This is a genomic window from Pseudomonas salomonii, from assembly GCF_900107155.1.
Classification (GTDB): domain Bacteria; phylum Pseudomonadota; class Gammaproteobacteria; order Pseudomonadales; family Pseudomonadaceae; genus Aquipseudomonas; species Aquipseudomonas salomonii.
The window spans coordinates 240,079-257,283 of the sequence record NZ_FNOX01000004.1 but is presented as its reverse complement, the minus strand read 5'-3'; the positions used below and the strand labels follow the sequence as shown (position 1 = coordinate 257,283).

Genomic DNA, 17,205 nt, shown 5'->3' with positions numbered 1-17,205 from the left:
AAGGACAATCTGTAAATCTTTTCCGGCAAATTGTATTCATCCGCGAACAATTCTTTACCAAAGTTTGCTAGAACCCCACGGCACCGGGATAATGCGCGCCATTCGGCCATGGTTCCCTGTCCCGGTATTCGGGGCCAACGGCTGCACATGGAAGCCCGCAGGGGCGGGATAACTTCTCAGTGATCACTTTCAATATCGACCAATGGCGCGCCTGGGCTCCGGGCCTGGAGACTGCGCAAGACTGGCGTGCCTGGTGCCAGGCTCCGGTGGTAGTGCCGCCCAGCGATGCGTCGCCCGATGTGTCCTTCCTGCCCGCCATGCAGCGCCGCCGCCTGAGCCGGCTGGCGCGCATGGCGTTCAGCGTGGGCTGGCCGTTGGCCGAGGGCCGGCAGGACCTGCCGCTGGTGTTTATTTCCCGGCACGGCGAAACCCCGCGCACCCTCGACATCCTCAGCGACCTGGCCAACGACGAGCCGCTGTCGCCCACCCAGTTCAGCCTGTCGGTGCATAACGCGGTGATTGGCCTGTGGTCGATCCTGCGCAATGAAACCTGCGAAATGACCGCCCTCGCCGCCGCCGGCGACGGCCTGGAACACGGCATGCTCGAAGCCGCCGCGCTGCTCAACGAAGGCGCCCCGGCGGTATTGCTGGTGATCACCGAAGAACAACCGCCTGCGGCTTACGCCGACTGGATCCATGATGTGCCCTTCCCCTACGCCCTCGGCCTGCTGCTGACCCCGGGCGACGAGTGGCAACTGGAACTAAACAGCGGCGCTGTCCAACTCAGTCAAACTCAGTGGCCCCACGCCCTGAACCTGCTGCGCACCCTGCTCACCGAGCAGGCCACCTGCCAACATGCCTGGAAGAACCGTGTATGGAACTGGCAACGCAAGCCCTGACCGACAAGCCACGGGACGCCTACTACTGGCGCCTGTTCGCCACCGCCGCAAGCTTCTTCTGCTTCGGCGTCGGCGGGCTGTGCCTGCGCTTGCTGGTGTTCCCGCTGCTCAGTTGCCTGCCAGGCAGCGCGGCCAAACACCAGCGCCGCGCCCGCCACACCATCAGCAAGCTGTTCTGGCTGTTTATTCGCCTGATGCAACGCGCCGGGGTGTTGACCTACAGCGTTGAAGGCGCAGAAAAACTCGGGCGCCCAGGCCAAATGATCGTCGCCAACCACCCGTCGCTGATCGACGTGGTGTTTTTGATCGGCCTGATGCGCCAGACCAACTGCGTGGTCAAGCAGAGCCTGTTCCAGAACCCGTTTACCCGTGGGCCGGTGCGCGACGCCGGTTACATCAGCAATGACGGCAGTGCCGATATGCTCGATGCCGCGGCCGATGCGCTGCGCGAAGGCCAGACGCTGATCATCTTTCCCGAGGGCACGCGCACCACACCCGGCGCACCACCGGCCTTTCATCGCGGTGGCGCCGCCATTGCCCTGCGTGGTGCGACAATCATCACCCCGGTGGTGATCAAGGTCAGCCCCACCACCCTGACCAAGGCCGAACTCTGGTATCGCATCCCCAAGCGCCGTTTTCACTTCAGTTTGCGCGTGGGTGCCGATATAGACCCACAGGCGTTTGCCACATTGGGGCCCGCGCCCCAGGCTTCACGCAAGCTCAACGATTACCTGCATCACTATTTCATTAAGGAGCTCGCCGAAGATGAGCAACCAATACAGCCTTGAGCACGACATAAAGGTGCTGATCATCGAGGCCCTGGGCCTGGAAGACATCAGCCCCGACGACATCGACAGCGACCAGACCCTGTTCGGCGAAGGCCTGGGCCTGGATTCGGTGGACGCCCTGGAGTTAGGCCTGGCGATCCAGAAAAAGTACGGCATCAAGATCGATGCCGACGCCAAAGACACGCGCAATCATTTCACCAACGTGGCCAGCCTTGCGGCATTCGTCACGGCCAGACAGGCAGCTTGAGACCGGACCATGCAAACTCGTGACGATATTTTCAACACCCTGCGCGATGCCTTGGTGGAACTGTTTGAACTGCCGCCTGAGCGCGTCACCCTCGACGCCAACCTGTACCAGGACCTGGAAATCGACAGCATCGATGCCGTCGACCTGATCGACCATATCAAGCGCCAGACCGGCAAGAAGATCGCCGCTGAAGAATTCAAGGCGGTGCGCACCGTCAACGACGTGGTTGAGGCGGTGTACCGTCTGGTCCAGCCTGCCGCATGAGCCGACTGATCGGCCTTGGCCTGTTGCTGGCGGGGCTGCTGTACCCTTTTGCGGTGTATTACGGCACCGAACACTTTGCGCCGTGGCAATTTGGCCTGCTGCTGGGCAGCCTGTGGTTGCTGCGTGCACTGACCGGCGCACGGCGCCCCGGCAGCCGCTGGATGGCGGTGGCGGTGATCGTGTTTTGCCTGCTGTTGGCCTGGTTCGACAACCCGCAGTTGCTGCGCTGGTACCCGAGCCTGGTCAGCGCGTTCATGTTGGCGCTGTTCGGCTTGAGCCTCAAATACGGGCCGCCGATGGTCGAGCGCCTGGCGCGCATGACCGACCCGCAGCTGCCGCCCAACGCAATTGTGTACACGCGCCAGGTCACCGTGGTGTGGAGCGTGTTTTTTCTGTGTAATGGCCTGCTCGCCGCCGCCCTCACGCTGTGGGCGCCGCTGAGCTGGTGGACGTTGTACAACGGCCTCATTGCCTACGGGCTGATGGGGCTGCTGTTTGCCGTGGAATGGCTGGTACGACAAAGGGTTCGAGGCCGCGTATGAATGGGTTGAAACTTGAGCACGTGCTGCTTGAGGCGCTGGAACAACGTTCGGTCACCACCGAACCTGCGATGAATCACGTGCAACTTTGCGAGCAGGCCCTGAGCCTGGCGGCGGGCCTGCAGGCGCGCGGCATCCGGCGCTTGGCGGTGCACCTGGAAGACGCCGGTGTGCTGGTGATTGCCCTGCTGGGCGCCTGGCGGGCCGGGGTCAGCGTACTGCTGCCCGCCGACTTGCAGCCGCAGACCCGTCAACGCTGGGACGACAGCGTAGACGCCTGGCTGGTTGAGGCCACCGATCTGGACGCGTTGTATCAAGCGCCGTTGAGCCCTGCCGCGCTCGACCTCGACGCCTGCCAATTAAGCCTGTGCACCTCCGGCTCCAGCGGCGAACCCAAGCGCATCGACAAGACCCTGCGCCAACTGGCCAACGAAGTGGCGGCGCTGGAAGCACTGTGGGGTGCAGACCTCAAAGACGCCTGCATCATCGGCAGTGTGGCCACCCAGCATATCTATGGTTTGCTGTTTCGCGTGTTGTGGCCGCTGTGCGCCGGTCGCACGTTTGTGCGCAAGCAACTGGCCTTCCCTGAAGACATGCAGCGCGCCAGCCGCGAGCATGCACAATTTGCCTGGGTCGCCAGCCCCGCGCTGCTCAAGCGCATGGGCGACAACCTCGACTGGCCCGCACTGAGCCAAGTGTCGCGAGTGTTCTCCTCCGGCGGCGCGCTGCCGGTGGAAGCCGCCGGCAGCCTGTACGACCGCTTGCAGCAATGGCCGACGGAAATCCTCGGCAGCTCGGAAACCGGTGGCATCGCCTGGCGCCAGGGCGCACAGCCGTGGCAGCCATTTGCCGATGTCGTGCTGAGCCAGGATGCCGACGGCGCCCTGCGCATTGCCTCGCCGTACCTGCCGACCGGGCATATCGAACAAACCGCCGACGCGGCGCGCATTCATTGCGATGGCCGCTTCGAGCTGCTCGGGCGCCTGGACCGCATCGTCAAGCTGGAAGAAAAACGTATCTCCCTGCCCATGCTCGAACAGGCATTGCTGACCCACGCCTGGGTCGCTGAAACCCGTCTGGGCGTGGTGCAGGAAAACCGCGCCTCACTCGGCGCACTGGTGGTGTTGAGCACCGAGGGCCTGCATGCGCTGCGCAACCAGGGCCGCCGCACCGTCACCCAAACCCTGCGCGAACATTTGAGCCAGCATTGCGAAGCCCTGGCCCTGCCCCGTCGCTGGCGCTTGCTGCGCCAGCTGCCGCTGAACAGCCAGGGCAAACTGCCCCAGGCCGACGTCGAGGCGTTGCTGCTGGCACCACGGCCAAAGGCGCCGGAAGTGTTGGAGCAAGTCGAAGCCAACGGCGAGTGGACTGTGCAACTGAGCATCCCGCCGGACCTGGCCTACTTCAGCGGCCATTTCCCGGTCACGCCGGTGCTGCCGGGCGTGGTGCAGGTGGAATGGGCCTTCAACCTCGGCCAGCAACTGCTGGATTTGCCGACGACCTTTGCCGGGATGGAAGTACTCAAGTTCCAGCAACTGGTGCGCCCTGGTGATCAGATCGAACTGCACCTGCGCTTCGACCCGGAGCGCGGCAAGCTGTACTTCGCGTACCGCAACGGCGATGCGGCGTGTTCCAGTGGCCGGATTCAATTGGTGGCTGCGCATGCATAGTCCCAATGAGCGCTGCGCGCTCAATCGCGGGCAAGCCTGCTCCCACATTTTGACATGTGAGCACATTCAAAGGTGGGAGCTGGCTTGCCTGCGATGCAGGCAACTCGGTCTCTCAGGAGACCCCGCCCATGCATAACCCCTGCGCCCTCATCCCGGTCTACAACCACGAAACCGCCGTACCCGCCGTGGTGCACAGCCTGTTGAACAGCGGCCTGCCGTGCCTGCTGGTCGATGACGGCAGCAGCCCGGCGTGCGCGGCGGTATTGGCGCACCTGGCAACGCTCGATCACGTCATCTTGCTGACCCTGCCAAACAACCAAGGCAAAGGCGGCGCGGTCATGGCCGGTTTTCGCGAAGCCGCGCGCCTGGGCTTTACCCACGCCCTGCAGGTAGACGCCGACGGCCAGCACGACCTGCGTGAAGTCGACAGTTTCCTCGACGCCTCGCGCACGCACCCAAACGCGGTGATCTGCGGCTACCCCGAATACGACGACAGCGTGCCCAAAGGCCGCCTCTACGCGCGTTACCTGACCCACGTGTGGGTGTGGATCAACACCCTGTCGCTGCAGATTCGCGACTCGATGTGCGGTTTTCGCGTGTACCCATTGGCGCCCACCCTGGCGTTGATGGACTCGGCGTACATTGGCACGCGCATGGATTTCGACTCCGACATCCTGGTGCGCCTGGCCTGGCGCAACCAGCCGATGCGCTGGCTGCCGACCCAGGTGCATTACCCCACCGACGGCGTGTCACACTTCCGCCTGTTCCGCGACAACGTGCGCATCAGTGCCATGCACACCCGGCTGTTCTTCGGCATGCTGGTGCGCGCGCCGATGATTGTGTGGCGACGGTGGCAGGCATGAGTGACAGCACCAAACACTGGGCCGACCGTGAAGAACGCGGCAGCTTCTGGCTGATGAAACTCACCGCGTTCGCGGCCAAAGTGCTGGGCCGTCGCCTGTTGAGCCCGGTGCTGTACGGCATTGTTTTGTACTTTTTCCTGTTCGGCCGCACGGCGCGGCAAAGCGCCTGGGAATACCAGCAGCGCCTGGCCGACTGGAGCGGGCGCGACGCGTTGCGGCCCAGCCATAAAAGCGTGTTCGCGCAGTTCATGGCCTTCGCCGACTCCCTGCTCGACAAGCTCGACGTATGGAACGGCAAGCTGCGCATCGAACAGATCGAAATCAACGACCCGGCGCAATTGCGCGGGCAGTTACGTGGCGAGCGCGGCCAGATGCTGGTGGGCGCGCACTTGGGCAATCTCGAAGTGTGCCGTGCACTCGCAGAGATCGGCGAGCAAGTCACCATGAACGTGCTGGTGCACACCAAGCACGCCGAACAATTCAACCGCCTGCTGGGCGAAGCCGGGGCCACGCATTTGCGCCTGATTCAGGTCAGCGAGCTGGACCCGGCGACCATGCTGCTGCTCAGCCAGCGCCTGGACGAGGGCGAGTGGCTGGCGATTGCCGGTGACCGCGTGCCGCTGCACGGCGGGCGCAAGGTGCGCGTGGATTTCCTTGGGCATGCCGCCGCCTTCCCTCAAGGCCCGTGGCTGCTGGCCGGCCTGCTTAAATGCCCGGTCAACCTGCTGATGTGCCTCAAGCACAATGGCCGCTATCGCCTGACCATCGAGCCGTTCGCCGCCTTGATCGAATGGAAGCGCAGCACCCGCGAGCAGGTCATTGCCCTGTGGACCGCCCGCTACGCCGCACGCCTGGGCCAGTTTTGCCTGGAGGCGCCCCAACAATGGTTCAACTTTTACCCTTTCTGGAAGACCGATGACCCCGCATCTTGAACCGGTAATTTTTGGCGAACGCCACCTGCCAATCGAAGACGTGCTGGCCCTGGCCAACCGCCAGGCGCCCACGCAACTGCAGGCTGACGCCGCTTATCGCCAGCGCATCGCCAAAGGCGCGCAGTTCCTCGACTCGCTGCTGGACAAGGAAGGCGTGATCTACGGCGTGACCACCGGCTACGGCGACTCCTGCGTGGTGGCGGTGCCGTTGCAGCACGTCGAAGCGTTGCCGCGCCACCTCTACACCTTCCACGGTTGCGGCCTGGGCAAGTTACTCGACGCCCAAGCCACCCGCGCTGTGCTCGCCGCACGCTTGCAGTCGCTGTGCCATGGCGTATCCGGTGTGCGTGTGGAGTTGCTGGAGCGCCTGCATGCCTTCCTCGAACACGACGTGCTGCCGCTGATCCCGGAAGAAGGTTCGGTGGGCGCCAGCGGCGATCTGACGCCGCTGTCCTATGTGGCTGCGACCCTGTCCGGTGAGCGCGAAGTGCTGTTCCGTGGCGAACGCCGCCAGGCTGCCGACGTGCACCGTGAACTCGGCTGGGAACCGCTGGTGCTGCGCCCCAAGGAAGCCCTGGCCTTGATGAACGGCACCGCCGTGATGACCGGCCTTGCCTGCCTGGCCTTCGTCCGTGCCGACTACCTGCTGCAACTGGCCACGCGCATCACCGCGTTGAACGTGGTGGCGCTGCAAGGCAACCCGGAACACTTCGACGAGCGCCTGTTCGCCGCCAAGCCGCATCCGGGGCAGATGCAAGTGGCTGCGTGGCTGCGCAAGGACCTGGCGATCGATGCGCCGACCGCGCCGCTGCACCGCTTGCAGGATCGCTATTCGCTGCGCTGCGCACCGCATGTGCTGGGCGTGTTGGCCGACAGCTTGAACTGGCTGCGTTCATTTATCGAAGTCGAACTGAACAGCGCCAACGACAACCCGATCATCGACGCCGAAGCAGAACGCGTGCTGCACGGCGGTCACTTCTACGGCGGGCATATCGCTTTTGCCATGGACAGCCTCAAGACCCTGGTGGCCAACGTCGCCGACCTGCTCGACCGCCAACTCGCGCTGCTGGTAGACGTGCGTTACAACCATGGCCTGCCGAGCAACCTGTCCGGCGCGCCGGCAGACCGCGCGATGATCAACCACGGCTTCAAGGCCGTGCAGATCGGCACCAGCGCCTGGACCGCCGAAGCGCTGAAAAACACCATGCCGGCCAGCGTGTTCTCGCGCTCCACCGAGTGCCACAACCAGGACAAGGTGAGCATGGGCACCATCGCTGCCCGCGACGCAATCCGCGTGCTGGAGCTGACCGAACAGGTCGCCGCCGCCACGCTGCTCGCCGCCAACCAGGGCGTGTGGCTGCGCGCCCAGGCTGAAGACGCACGCCCACTGCCACCGGCCCTGGCGGCCATGCATATCGAGCTGGCCAAAGACTTCCCGCCGGTGATCGAAGACCGGGCCCTGGAAGGCGAACTGCGCCTGTGCCTCAAACGTATCGCCGAGCAACACTGGAGGCTGCATGCGTAGCCAGGGCGTTTTGCATTGCGACACGCAAATACTCGTGCCGTTTTTTGATGTCGACACCATGAACGTGGTGTGGCACGGGCATTACGTGAAGTACCTGGAAGTGGCGCGCTGCGCGTTGCTGGACAAGCTCGGCCACAACTACACGGCGATGCTCGAATCCGGCTACGCCTGGCCGGTGATCGACATGCAGCTGCGCTATGTGCGCGGCGCGGTGTTCGGCCAGACCCTCAACGTGCGCGCCAGTTTGGTGGAATGGGAGAACCGTTTGAAGGTGAACTACCTGATTACCGACCTCGCCAGCGGCGAGCGCCTGACTCGCGCCAGCACCGTGCAAGTGGCGGTAGAAATCGCCAGCCGCGAGATGCAGCTGGCCTCGCCAAAAGTATTCACCAACGCCGTAGAGAGAGCCCTGAAATGAGATCCCCTGTGGGAGCGGGCTTGCCCGCGAAGGTCGTCAACGATAACGTGGGTCGCCTGACACTACGCGGCGCACTCAGGCTATTCGCGAGCAAGCCCGCTCCCACATTGATCGGGTACGTTCTGTTGTTGTGTATTCCAGGTCTGGCTCACGCTTTCGACTTGCAGCAGCTCAGCGACCAACTGGCCAAACCCTCCGTCATCCACGGCAACTTCACCCAGGAAAAACACCTGCGCGCCCTGCCCCAGCCCTTGGTGAGCAAAGGCACGTTCGTACTCGCCAAAGACCACGGCCTGCTGTGGCTGCTCAAAACCCCGCTGCAACAGGACTACCGCATCAGCGCCCAAGGCATTGCCCGGCGTGACGCCAATGGCTGGCAATTGCTGCCGAACAAGAGCGCCGGTGCCGAGCAGAATCGCCTGTTTCTGGCCGTGCTTCAGGGCGACAGCAGTGGCTTGCAGCGTGATTTCGAGCTGCAACTGCAAGGCGAAGCCCAACAGTGGAAGCTGACGCTGGTCCCACGCTCGCTGCTGCTCAAGCAGGTGTTCACCCGGATCAATATCGACGGCGGCGAGCTGGTGCAAACAATCGAACTGCTGGAAACCCAGGGCGACAGCACCGTGCTGCGCATGCAGGACAGCACTGCCGGCCAACCGTTGAGCGAATCGGAGCAACACGACTTTGCCCAGTGAGCGCTGGCTGCCGCGCCTGTTCTTGATCCTGCTGGTGGCGGTATTGGCCCTGGCCGGCTGGCAATGGCGCCAGGGCGCGCCGTTGTCGGCCAACCTGATGGAGCTGGTGCCGGGCAGCACGCCGGACGCGCTGGAACTCAAGGCCGAACAGCGTATGCAGGAACCGCTGAACCGCGAAATGCTGGTGTTGGTAGGGCATGCCGACCGGCAAAAAGCCGTGGACATCGCCCAGCAGATGGGCGAACGCTGGCAGGCCAGCGGGCTGTTTGAAAAAGTGCAGTGGAACCTGCAAGCCGACTTGCCCGCCCTGCGTGAACAACTGCTGCGCGGGCGGCTGGCAATGCTCTCGGCCAAGGACCGCGAGCAGTTGATCGAACAGCCCGACGTGTTCATCCAGCAGCGCGTGCAGGCTTTGTTCGACCCGTTTACCGGGTTCAGCCTGGTGCCGAGCCAGGACGACTGGCTGGGCCTCACCGGGCGCATCCAGAACAGCCAGCCGCAGCACGGTTCGGTGCAGCTGGATATCGGCAGCGGCGCATTGATTGCCGATGCCGACGGCAAAAGCTGGGTGCTGCTGCGTGCGCGCACCACCGGCAATGCCTTTGACATGAAACTGCCGCTGCAAGTGGCGGATCTGCTCCAGGCCGGTCGCGAACAGGCCCGCGAGCAAGGCGCGCAATTGCTCGCTGCCAGCGGCCTGCTTTACGCCGCCAACGGGCAGCAACAAGCCACGCGGGAAATCACCTGGGTGGGTGGCGGCGCCACGCTGGGCATCCTGTTGTTGCTGTTGCTGGCGTTTCGGCGCTGGCGCGTGCTGCTGGCGTTTGTGCCGGTGCTGGTGGGCATGCTGTTCGGCGCGGTGGCCTGTGTGGCGCTGTTCGGCCATATGCATGTGATGACCCTGGTGCTGGGCTCCAGCCTGATCGGCGTGGCGGTGGATTACCCGCTGCATTACCTGTCCAAAAGCTGGAGCCTGCAACCCTGGCGCAGCTGGCCGGCATTGCGCCTGACCTTGCCGGGGCTGAGCCTGAGCCTGGCGACCAGTTGCATCGGCTACCTGGCGCTGGCCTGGACGCCGTTCCCGGCGCTGACGCAAATCGCGGTGTTCTCCGCCGCCGGCCTGGTCGGTGCTTACCTGTCGGCCGTGTGCCTGCTGCCCGCGCTGCTCAAGGGCGTGGAACTGCGCCCGGCGCAATGGCCGCTGCGCATCGCCGAATGCCTGTGGCTATTGCGCGCCGCGCTGCTCAAGCGCGTGCCAAGCCCGGTATTGCTGGCGCTGCTGCTGTTGTTTTGCGCGGGCGGCCTGTGGCACTTGAACAGTAAAAACGATATCCGCCAGTGGATCGGCGCCCCGCCGCAATTGCTGCAAGAGGCGCAGGCCGTGGCGCGTATCACCGGGTTCCAGCCCACCAGCCAGTTTTTCTTGGTGCGCGCCGACAACCAGCAGCAGTTGCTGGAACGCCAGGCCGCCCTGGGCGAACGCCTGGATCAGTTGGTGAACATGGGCAAGCTGCAAGGCTACCTGGCGCTCAACCAACTGGTGAGCCTGCCGGCTGAGCAGCAACACCTTCGTGATGCGCTGAACAACCTCGCACAGCACTGGCAGCCGCTGCTGGACCTGGGCGTGCCGGCCAGCGCGCTGCAAGCCGAAGTCACGCAACTGCAAGCACTGCCCACCGAAGACATCGATGCCGCACTGATCGGCCCATTGGCTGAGCCATGGCGCACCTTGTGGCTGGGGCCGGTGGACGGCGGCGTGGCGGCGATGGTCAGCCTGCAAGGCCTGAACAACCCGGCGCTGTTGCGCGTGCAAGCGCTGGATTTACCCGGCGTGCAACTGGTCGACCGGCTGGGTGACTTGAACCGGGTGTTTGCCGACACGCAGATCAGCGCGGCGCAATTGAAGTTGATGTCGTGTGTGCTGATTGTGCTGTTATTGATCATGCCGTTCGGCTTTGGCGGTGCGTTGCGCATCGTCGCCCTGCCGTTGCTCGCGGCCTTGTGCAGCCTCGCCAGCCTCGGTTGGCTGGGCCAGCCGCTGACCTTGTTCAGCCTGTTCGGCCTGCTGTTGGTCACCGCCATCAGCGTCGACTATGCGATCTTGATGCGCGAGCAGATCGGCGGCGCGGCCGTGAGTCTTTTAGGTACGCTGCTGGCGGCGCTGACGACCTGGTTGTCGTTTGGCCTGCTGGCGGTGTCGAGTACACCCGCCGTGAGTAATTTCGGCCTGTCGGTCAGCCTTGGCCTGGCGTTCAGCTTTATGCTGGCGCCTTGGGCCGGGCATCAGAAGCACGCCTTATGAATGTGTTAATCGCCAAAGTGGCAAGGAGCCCTCGTGCCCACAGTTGAAATGGAACGTCGCCAGGTGGTGGTGATCGGTGCCGGGCCATCCGGCGCCATCGCCGCCGCGCTGTTAAAGCGCAACGGGCATGATGTATTGATTATCGAGCGCGAGCATTTCCCGCGTTTCTCGATTGGCGAAAGCCTGCTGTCGCACTGCATCGACTTTATCGAAGAGGCCGGCATGCTCGACGCCGTGCAGGCTGCGGGTTTCCAGGTAAAAACCGGCGCGGCGTTCGCCTGGGGCGAGCGCTACAGTGCGTTTGATTTCAGTGACACCTTCAGCAACGGCAAGCCCACCACCTTCCAGGTGCAGCGCGGCGAGTTCGACAAGTTGCTGGCCGATCAGGCGGCCTTGCAGGGCGTAGAGATTCGCTACGGCGAAAGCATCGTCGGTGTGGATTTCGCCGGTGAAAGCCGCTACCTGCATGTACGCCGCGAGAATGGCAGCGAGTATCACCTCAAGGCCAAATTCGTGCTCGATGCCAGCGGCTACGGCCGCGTGTTGTCGCGCCTGCTGGACCTGGAAGCGCCGTCGAATTTCCCGGTGCGCCAGGCGGTGTTTACCCACGTTGAAGATCACATCACACACCCAGGTTTTGATCGCAGCAAAATCCTTGTCACCACTCACCCGACCCAGCGCGATATCTGGTTCTGGACCATCCCGTTCAGCAATGGCCGCTGCTCGGTGGGCGTGGTCGCAGCCAAGGAGCATTTCGACGGTCTCGACAGCGACCTCAACGCCTGCCTGCGCGGTTTCATCGCTGAGACGCCAAGCCTCGCCGGCGTGTTGCAAAACGCCGTATGGGATACGCCAGCACGCACCCTCGGCGGCTATTCGGCCAACGTCAAAACCCTGCATGGCCCAGGCTTTGCGCTGCTGGGCAATGCGGCGGAGTTTCTCGACCCGGTGTTCTCTTCCGGCGTGACCATCGCCATGCGCTCGGCGAGCATGGCCGCAGGTGTGCTCAGCCGCCAACTCAAGGGCGAAACCGTCGACTGGCAAACCGAGTTCGCCGAGCCGCTCAAACGCGGGGTCGACACCTTCCGTTGCTATGTCGAAGGCTGGTATGCCGGCACCTTCCAGGACGTGATTTTTCACCCAGGCAGCTCGCCGGAGATTCGCCGGATGATCAGTTCGATCCTCGCCGGTTACGCCTGGGATGAGCGCAACCCATTTGTCAGCGAGCCCAAGCGGCGCCTGCGGATGCTGTCGGAAATTTGCGCGGGGGAGCCGGTATGAGTAGCCAATACCTGAGTAAAAACTACGTCGAAGAAACCAGGTTCGGTTTCTGGTTCCTGCGCAGCCACACTTGGCAGCACCACGTATTGCGCGTGGCGATCAACGACCTGCGCAGCTTGTTCACCGACCCGCTGCCGGTGGCGCCGGTGTTGCTGGATGCCGGTTGCGGCCAGGGCAAGTCGTTCCAGTATTTGCAGCAGGTGTTCGCGCCACAGCGCTTGATCGGCCTGGATGCCGACCCGCACAGCCTGGAGCTGAGCCAGGCAGAAGCCAAGCGCCAAGGCTTGGCCATCGAGCTGATCGGCAGCGACTGCGCCACGCTCGACGTGCCGGACGCAAGCGTCGACATCCTGTTCTGCCACCAGACCTTTCACCATCTGGTGGAACAGCATCGCGCCTTGAAAGAGTTCTATCGCGTACTCAAGCCGGGCGGCTATCTGCTGTTTGCCGAATCCACCGAAGCCTATATCGACACCTGGGTGATTCGCTGGCTGTTCCGCCACCCGATGCATGTGCAGAAAAGCGCTGAAGAGTACTTGCAGATGCTGCGCGAGCAGGGTTTTGAGTTCGGCCCGCAGAACGTGTCGTACCCGTATTTGTGGTGGAGCCGTTCCAGCGATTTCGGCCTGCTCGAACGCTGGGGCCTGCGCAACCCGCCGCCGGTTGGCCAACGCGAAGAAACCCTGGTCAACTGCGTGGCGCGTAAACCTTTAGCGAGCGCCGAAACATGATTCGCATGCTGTTGATAAGTTGCCTGTTGCTGCTGAGCGCCTGCGTCAGCCAGCCGCCGCTGCCCGAAAAAACCCCGACCCTGGCCTTGCCCATGCAACTGCACGTGCAGCGCCGAGCCGACGGCCAAACCCAGGACTGGCTGCTGGTGATCCAGCGCGAAGGCACGGCCATTCGTTGGTCGATGATGGACCCGTTGGGCATTCCCCAGGCCCGGCAAAAGCTGATCAATGGCCAGTGGCAAGCCGACGGCTTGCTGCCGCCCAATCCGCAGGCGCGTGAGCTGTTTGCGGCGCTGTTGTTTGCGCTGACCTCGGCCGATGACGTGCCCACGCTGTACCCGCGTGCCCAGGCCATGGACCTGACGCGCACGCTGCCGGGGCATTGGCAGATTGTCTATCAGTCCTCCGAGGTGTTCAGCGTGAACATGGCCGACCAGCCGTTGAGCTACCGCATCACCCCACTGGGGGCGGCGCGATGACGGCTTACCTGAATGCCCTGGGCGTGATCTGCGCCCTGGGGCGGGGCCAGGCTGAGGTCAGCCGCAACCTGTTTGCCGGCGATTGCTCCGGCATGCGCGCCGAAAGCGGTTGGGTGCCAGAACGCGTGCTGCCGGTGGGCGGCGTGCGCAGTGAGCTGGTGGCAATCCCGGCTGAGCTACGCCCGCAGAGCAGCCGCAATAACCAATTGCTGCTGGAAGCGGCCGTGCAGATTGAAAGCGAGCTGCGCCGGGCGATCCACACCTACGGCGCCTCGCGGGTCGGCATTGTGCTGGGCACCAGCACCTCGGGCATCGATGAAGCCAGTCGCGGCATCGCGCATTACCTGCGTGGGCAGCAGTTCCCGGGTGACTATGACTACCAGCAACAGGAACTCAGCGCACCGGCGAATTTTCTCGCCGACTGGTTGCAGGTCAGCGGCCCGGCCTATGTGATTTCTACTGCTTGCACTTCCAGCGCCCGTGCGTTGATGAGCGCCCAGCGCCTGCTCGACCTGGGTGTGTGTGATGCGGTGATCTGCGGTGGCGTCGACAGCCTGTGCAAGCTGACGCTGAACGGCTTTACCGCGCTGGAAGCGGTCTCCAGCGAGCGTTGCAATCCGTTTTCGGTGAACCGCAACGGCATCAATATCGGCGAAGCGGCGGTGCTGTTTCTGATGACCAAAACACCTGCGCCGATTGCCTTGCTCGGCAGCGGCGCCAGTTGCGATGCGCACCATATCTCCGCGCCAGAGCCCACCGGCAAAGGTGCGTTGCAGTCGATGCGCAAGGCCTTGGCCAGTGCCAAACTTGAACCGGAACACATCGGTTACCTGAACCTGCACGGCACCGCGACCCAACACAACGACGCCATGGAAAGCCTGGCCGTCGCCAGCCTGTTTCCTCAAGGCGTAGCCTGTTCGTCGACCAAGCCCATGAGCGGTCACACCCTCGGTGCCGCAGGCGCGCTGGAAGCGGCGTTCTGCTGGTTGAGCCTGGTGCATGACCGTGTACCGCCGCATGTGTGGGACGGCCAAGCCGACCCGGCGCTGCCCGTGTTGCAGTGGGCACAGACCGGCGACACCTTGAAAAAACGCTGCCTGATGAGCAACTCGTTTGCCTTCGGCGGCAATAACGTCAGCCTGATAATCGCGGAGGCCCCATGATCGATTGGCCACTCGCCGAGCTGCTGCCCCACGCGGGCGACATGATCCTGATCGACCAGGTGCTGTCGTTCGATGAAGAGCAGGTTCACACCCGCGCCACCGTCAAGCCCGGCGGCCTGTTCAACCGGCCGGACGGCAGCCTGCCGGCCTGGGTCGGCATTGAGCTGATGGCGCAGAGCGTCGCCGCCTATGCCGGCTGCCGCGCGCGCCGGAACGGCGAGGCAGTGGAACTGGGTTTCCTGCTCGGCACGCGCAAGTTTGAATGCAACGTGGAGCATTTCCCGGCCGGTGCCGAGCTGCGCATCCACGGCCTGCGCTCGCTGGAAGACGACAACGGCATGGGTGTGTTCGAATGCCACCTGACCGGCGACGGTATCCAGGCCAGCGCACGCTTGAACGTATTTCGACCGCCCCAGGCGGCCAACTATTTAGAAGAACCGAAGGACGCAACGCCATGACTGAATCCGTACTGGTCACCGGCTCCAGCCGTGGCATCGGCCGCGCCATTGCTCTGCGCCTGGCCCAGGCCGGGCATGACATCGTGCTGCATTGCCGCAGTGGCCGCGCTGAAGCGGACGCGGTAAAAGTCGAGGTCGAGGCATTGGGCCGCAAGGCGCGGGTGCTGCAATTCGATGTGGCGGATCGCGCCAGCTGCAAGGAGATCCTTGAGGCCGACGTGGAGCAATATGGCGCCTATTACGGCGTGGTGCTCAACGCCGGCCTGACCCGCGACGGCGCTTTCCCGGCCCTCTCGGAAGACGATTGGGATGTGGTGATGCGCACCAACCTGGATGGTTTCTACAACGTGCTGCACCCGGTGATGATGCCGATGATTCGTCGTCGCGCGGCCGGACGCATTGTGTGCATCACCTCGGTTTCCGGCTTGATCGGCAACCGTGGCCAGGTCAACTACAGTGCCTCCAAAGCCGGGTTGATCGGCGCAGCCAAGGCCCTGGCGATTGAACTGGGCAAGCGCAAGATCACCGTCAACTGCGTGGCCCCAGGCTTGATCGACACGGCGATGCTGGATGAAAACGTGCCGGTCGAAGAACTGATGAAGATGATTCCGGCGCAGCGCATGGGCACCCCGGAAGAGGTCGCCGGCGCGGTGAATTTCCTGATGTCGGCCGAGGCCGGCTATATCACGCGCCAAGTGCTGGCCGTGAATGGGGGCTTGTGCTGATGAAGCGCGTCGTCGTCACCGGCATGGCCGGCATGACCTCCCTGGGCAGCGATTGGGATACCATCGCCGCCAACTTTCGCGCCAACCGCAGCGGCATCCGGCGCATGGATGAGTGGGACCGTTTTACTGAATTGAACACGCGTCTGGCCGGGCCGATCGACGATTTCGTCGTGCCTGCGCACTGGACGCGCAAGCAACTGCGCAGCATGGGCCGCGTCTCACGCCTGGCGGTATGGGCGGCGGAACAGGCGTTGCAGGATGCCGGGTTGCTCGGCGATGAATCGATCAAGGACGGGCGCATGGGCGTGGCCTGTGGCTCATCTACCGGCAGCACCGATGAGATCAAGGCGTTCGGCAATATGCTGCTGAACTCGGTGGCCGAGGGGCTGAATGCCAACTCCTATGTGCGCATGATGCCGCACACCACGGCGGCAAATATCAGCATCTTCTTTGGCCTCACCGGGCGGCTGATCCCCACCTCCAGCGCCTGCACCAGCGGCAGCCAGGGCATTGGTTACGCCTACGAGGCGATCAAGTTCGGCCGCTTGCCGTTGATGCTTGCCGGCGGCGCCGAAGAGCTGTGCCCCACCGAAGCCATGGTGTTCGACGCGCTGTACGCCACCAGCCTGAAAAACGACGCGCCACAAACCAGCCCACGCCCTTACGACAGCGGCCGTGACGGCCTGGTGATCGGCGAAGGCGGCGGCATGCTGGTGCTCGAAGAACTTGAGCATGCCCTGGCACGCGGTGCGCATATCCACGCCGAACTGGTGGGTTTTGGCAGCAACGCCGACGGCCAGCACACCACGCGCCCGGAGCAGAAAACCATGCGCCGCGCCATGGAGCTGGCGCTGGAAGATGCCGGGCTTGAGCCATCCGCCATCGGCTACGTCAACGGCCACGGCACCGCCACCGACCAGGGCGACATCGCCGAAACGCTGGCCACCAGCAGCCTGTTCGGCAGCCGCATGCCGATCAGTTCGCAGAAGAGCTTTCTGGGCCACACCTTGGGCGCGTGCGGCGCGCTGGAGTCGTGGTTCAGCATCGAAATGATGAACCGCGACCAGTACGTACACACCTTCAATCTGGATGCTGTCGACCCGCAATGCGGCGACCTGGATTACCTGCAAGGTGGGTTTCGCGAGATGCACAACGACTATGTGATGAACAACAATTTTGCCTTCGGCGGCGTCAACACTTCGCTGATCTTTCGCCGCTGGTCCTGATTT

19 protein-coding genes are annotated in these 17,205 nt (G+C 63.7%); all 19 read left to right on the top strand.

Annotated elements, in window-relative coordinates; all coding sequences use genetic code 11:
* The first annotated feature begins 179 nt into the window (after positions 1-179).
* Positions 180-899, top strand: a complete 720-nt coding sequence (locus BLV67_RS11240) for a beta-ketoacyl synthase chain length factor (RefSeq protein WP_069786809.1) — start codon at positions 180-182, stop codon at positions 897-899.
* Complete coding sequence (locus BLV67_RS11235; RefSeq protein WP_069786808.1) at positions 875-1,687, top strand: lysophospholipid acyltransferase family protein; 813 nt, start codon at positions 875-877, stop codon at positions 1,685-1,687. Before BLV67_RS11240 ends, BLV67_RS11235 begins: the two co-directional genes overlap by 25 nt.
* On the top strand, positions 1,665-1,934 hold the full coding sequence (locus BLV67_RS11230; protein ID WP_069786807.1) for a phosphopantetheine-binding protein: 270 nt from the start codon (positions 1,665-1,667) through the stop codon (positions 1,932-1,934). Before BLV67_RS11235 ends, BLV67_RS11230 begins: the two co-directional genes overlap by 23 nt.
* A gap of 9 nt (positions 1,935-1,943) precedes the next feature.
* Positions 1,944-2,198: an acyl carrier protein gene (locus BLV67_RS11225; RefSeq protein ID WP_003187949.1), complete on the top strand. Its 255-nt coding sequence runs from the start codon at positions 1,944-1,946 to the stop codon at positions 2,196-2,198.
* The gene (locus BLV67_RS11220; protein ID WP_065930736.1) at positions 2,195-2,740 is read left to right on the top strand and encodes a COG4648 family protein; all 546 of its coding nucleotides are present in this window, start codon (positions 2,195-2,197) and stop codon (positions 2,738-2,740) included. Before BLV67_RS11225 ends, BLV67_RS11220 begins: the two co-directional genes overlap by 4 nt.
* The gene (locus BLV67_RS11215) at positions 2,737-4,407 is read left to right on the top strand and encodes an acyl-CoA synthetase family protein (protein WP_069786806.1); all 1,671 of its coding nucleotides are present in this window, start codon (positions 2,737-2,739) and stop codon (positions 4,405-4,407) included. Before BLV67_RS11220 ends, BLV67_RS11215 begins: the two co-directional genes overlap by 4 nt.
* Positions 4,408-4,535: 128 nt before the next feature.
* The gene (locus BLV67_RS11210) at positions 4,536-5,270 is read left to right on the top strand and encodes a glycosyltransferase family 2 protein (RefSeq protein WP_069786805.1); all 735 of its coding nucleotides are present in this window, start codon (positions 4,536-4,538) and stop codon (positions 5,268-5,270) included.
* Positions 5,267-6,202, top strand: a complete 936-nt coding sequence (locus BLV67_RS11205) for an LpxL/LpxP family acyltransferase (protein ID WP_069786804.1) — start codon at positions 5,267-5,269, stop codon at positions 6,200-6,202. Before BLV67_RS11210 ends, BLV67_RS11205 begins: the two co-directional genes overlap by 4 nt.
* Positions 6,186-7,727, top strand: coding sequence for an HAL/PAL/TAL family ammonia-lyase (locus tag BLV67_RS11200; RefSeq protein WP_069786803.1), 1,542 nt, complete (start codon positions 6,186-6,188; stop codon positions 7,725-7,727). The genes BLV67_RS11205 and BLV67_RS11200 overlap by 17 nt, the downstream gene beginning before the upstream one ends.
* Entirely contained in the window at positions 7,720-8,145 is a 426-nt protein-coding gene (locus BLV67_RS11195; RefSeq protein WP_065930741.1) for an acyl-CoA thioesterase, read from the top strand. Before BLV67_RS11200 ends, BLV67_RS11195 begins: the two co-directional genes overlap by 8 nt.
* Positions 8,142-8,837, top strand: a complete 696-nt coding sequence (locus tag BLV67_RS11190; RefSeq protein ID WP_069786802.1) for an outer membrane lipoprotein carrier protein LolA — start codon at positions 8,142-8,144, stop codon at positions 8,835-8,837. Before BLV67_RS11195 ends, BLV67_RS11190 begins: the two co-directional genes overlap by 4 nt.
* A complete protein-coding gene (locus BLV67_RS11185; RefSeq protein WP_069786801.1) occupies positions 8,827-11,139 on the top strand; it encodes an MMPL family transporter in 2,313 nt (770 codons plus the stop codon). The genes BLV67_RS11190 and BLV67_RS11185 overlap by 11 nt, the downstream gene beginning before the upstream one ends.
* A 33-nt stretch (positions 11,140-11,172) precedes the next feature.
* Positions 11,173-12,420, top strand: a complete 1,248-nt coding sequence (locus BLV67_RS11180) for an NAD(P)/FAD-dependent oxidoreductase (protein ID WP_074854462.1) — start codon at positions 11,173-11,175, stop codon at positions 12,418-12,420.
* Positions 12,417-13,151 carry a class I SAM-dependent methyltransferase gene (locus BLV67_RS11175; protein WP_069786800.1) on the top strand — a complete coding sequence of 245 codons (735 nt, stop codon included), beginning with the start codon at positions 12,417-12,419 and terminating at the stop codon, positions 13,149-13,151. The genes BLV67_RS11180 and BLV67_RS11175 overlap by 4 nt, the downstream gene beginning before the upstream one ends.
* Positions 13,148-13,630, top strand: a complete 483-nt coding sequence (locus BLV67_RS11170; RefSeq protein ID WP_069786799.1) for a hypothetical protein — start codon at positions 13,148-13,150, stop codon at positions 13,628-13,630. Before BLV67_RS11175 ends, BLV67_RS11170 begins: the two co-directional genes overlap by 4 nt.
* On the top strand, positions 13,627-14,793 hold the full coding sequence (locus tag BLV67_RS11165) for a beta-ketoacyl-[acyl-carrier-protein] synthase family protein (protein WP_069786798.1): 1,167 nt from the start codon (positions 13,627-13,629) through the stop codon (positions 14,791-14,793). Before BLV67_RS11170 ends, BLV67_RS11165 begins: the two co-directional genes overlap by 4 nt.
* A complete protein-coding gene (locus tag BLV67_RS11160) occupies positions 14,790-15,251 on the top strand; it encodes a hotdog family protein (protein WP_065930748.1) in 462 nt (153 codons plus the stop codon). The genes BLV67_RS11165 and BLV67_RS11160 overlap by 4 nt, the downstream gene beginning before the upstream one ends.
* Positions 15,248-15,976 carry a 3-oxoacyl-ACP reductase FabG gene (fabG, locus tag BLV67_RS11155; protein WP_056860606.1) on the top strand — a complete coding sequence of 243 codons (729 nt, stop codon included), beginning with the start codon at positions 15,248-15,250 and terminating at the stop codon, positions 15,974-15,976. Before BLV67_RS11160 ends, fabG begins: the two co-directional genes overlap by 4 nt.
* Positions 15,976-17,202, top strand: coding sequence for a beta-ketoacyl-ACP synthase (locus BLV67_RS11150; RefSeq protein WP_069786827.1), 1,227 nt, complete (start codon positions 15,976-15,978; stop codon positions 17,200-17,202). Before fabG ends, BLV67_RS11150 begins: the two co-directional genes overlap by 1 nt.
* Positions 17,203-17,205 lie beyond the last annotated feature (3 nt).

What these genes read in the sequence shown, in the direction of transcription:
- fabG (WP_056860606.1), top strand. Translation starts at nt 15,248, where the DNA reads ATGACTGAATCCGTACTGGTCACCGGCTCCAGCCGTGGCATCGGCCGC.
- BLV67_RS11165 (WP_069786798.1), top strand. Translation starts at nt 13,627, where the DNA reads ATGACGGCTTACCTGAATGCCCTGGGCGTGATCTGCGCCCTGGGGCGG.
- BLV67_RS11220 (WP_065930736.1), top strand. Translation starts at nt 2,195, where the DNA reads ATGAGCCGACTGATCGGCCTTGGCCTGTTGCTGGCGGGGCTGCTGTAC.
- BLV67_RS11170 (WP_069786799.1), top strand. Translation starts at nt 13,148, where the DNA reads ATGATTCGCATGCTGTTGATAAGTTGCCTGTTGCTGCTGAGCGCCTGC.
- BLV67_RS11225 (WP_003187949.1), top strand. Translation starts at nt 1,944, where the DNA reads ATGCAAACTCGTGACGATATTTTCAACACCCTGCGCGATGCCTTGGTG.
- BLV67_RS11210 (WP_069786805.1), top strand. Translation starts at nt 4,536, where the DNA reads ATGCATAACCCCTGCGCCCTCATCCCGGTCTACAACCACGAAACCGCC.
- BLV67_RS11230 (WP_069786807.1), top strand. Translation starts at nt 1,665, where the DNA reads ATGAGCAACCAATACAGCCTTGAGCACGACATAAAGGTGCTGATCATC.
- BLV67_RS11175 (WP_069786800.1), top strand. Translation starts at nt 12,417, where the DNA reads ATGAGTAGCCAATACCTGAGTAAAAACTACGTCGAAGAAACCAGGTTC.
- BLV67_RS11200 (WP_069786803.1), top strand. Translation starts at nt 6,186, where the DNA reads ATGACCCCGCATCTTGAACCGGTAATTTTTGGCGAACGCCACCTGCCA.
- BLV67_RS11190 (WP_069786802.1), top strand. Translation starts at nt 8,142, where the DNA reads ATGAGATCCCCTGTGGGAGCGGGCTTGCCCGCGAAGGTCGTCAACGAT.
- BLV67_RS11160 (WP_065930748.1), top strand. Translation starts at nt 14,790, where the DNA reads ATGATCGATTGGCCACTCGCCGAGCTGCTGCCCCACGCGGGCGACATG.
- BLV67_RS11235 (WP_069786808.1), top strand. Translation starts at nt 875, where the DNA reads ATGGAACTGGCAACGCAAGCCCTGACCGACAAGCCACGGGACGCCTAC.
- BLV67_RS11205 (WP_069786804.1), top strand. Translation starts at nt 5,267, where the DNA reads ATGAGTGACAGCACCAAACACTGGGCCGACCGTGAAGAACGCGGCAGC.
- BLV67_RS11215 (WP_069786806.1), top strand. Translation starts at nt 2,737, where the DNA reads ATGAATGGGTTGAAACTTGAGCACGTGCTGCTTGAGGCGCTGGAACAA.
- BLV67_RS11195 (WP_065930741.1), top strand. Translation starts at nt 7,720, where the DNA reads ATGCGTAGCCAGGGCGTTTTGCATTGCGACACGCAAATACTCGTGCCG.
- BLV67_RS11150 (WP_069786827.1), top strand. Translation starts at nt 15,976, where the DNA reads ATGAAGCGCGTCGTCGTCACCGGCATGGCCGGCATGACCTCCCTGGGC.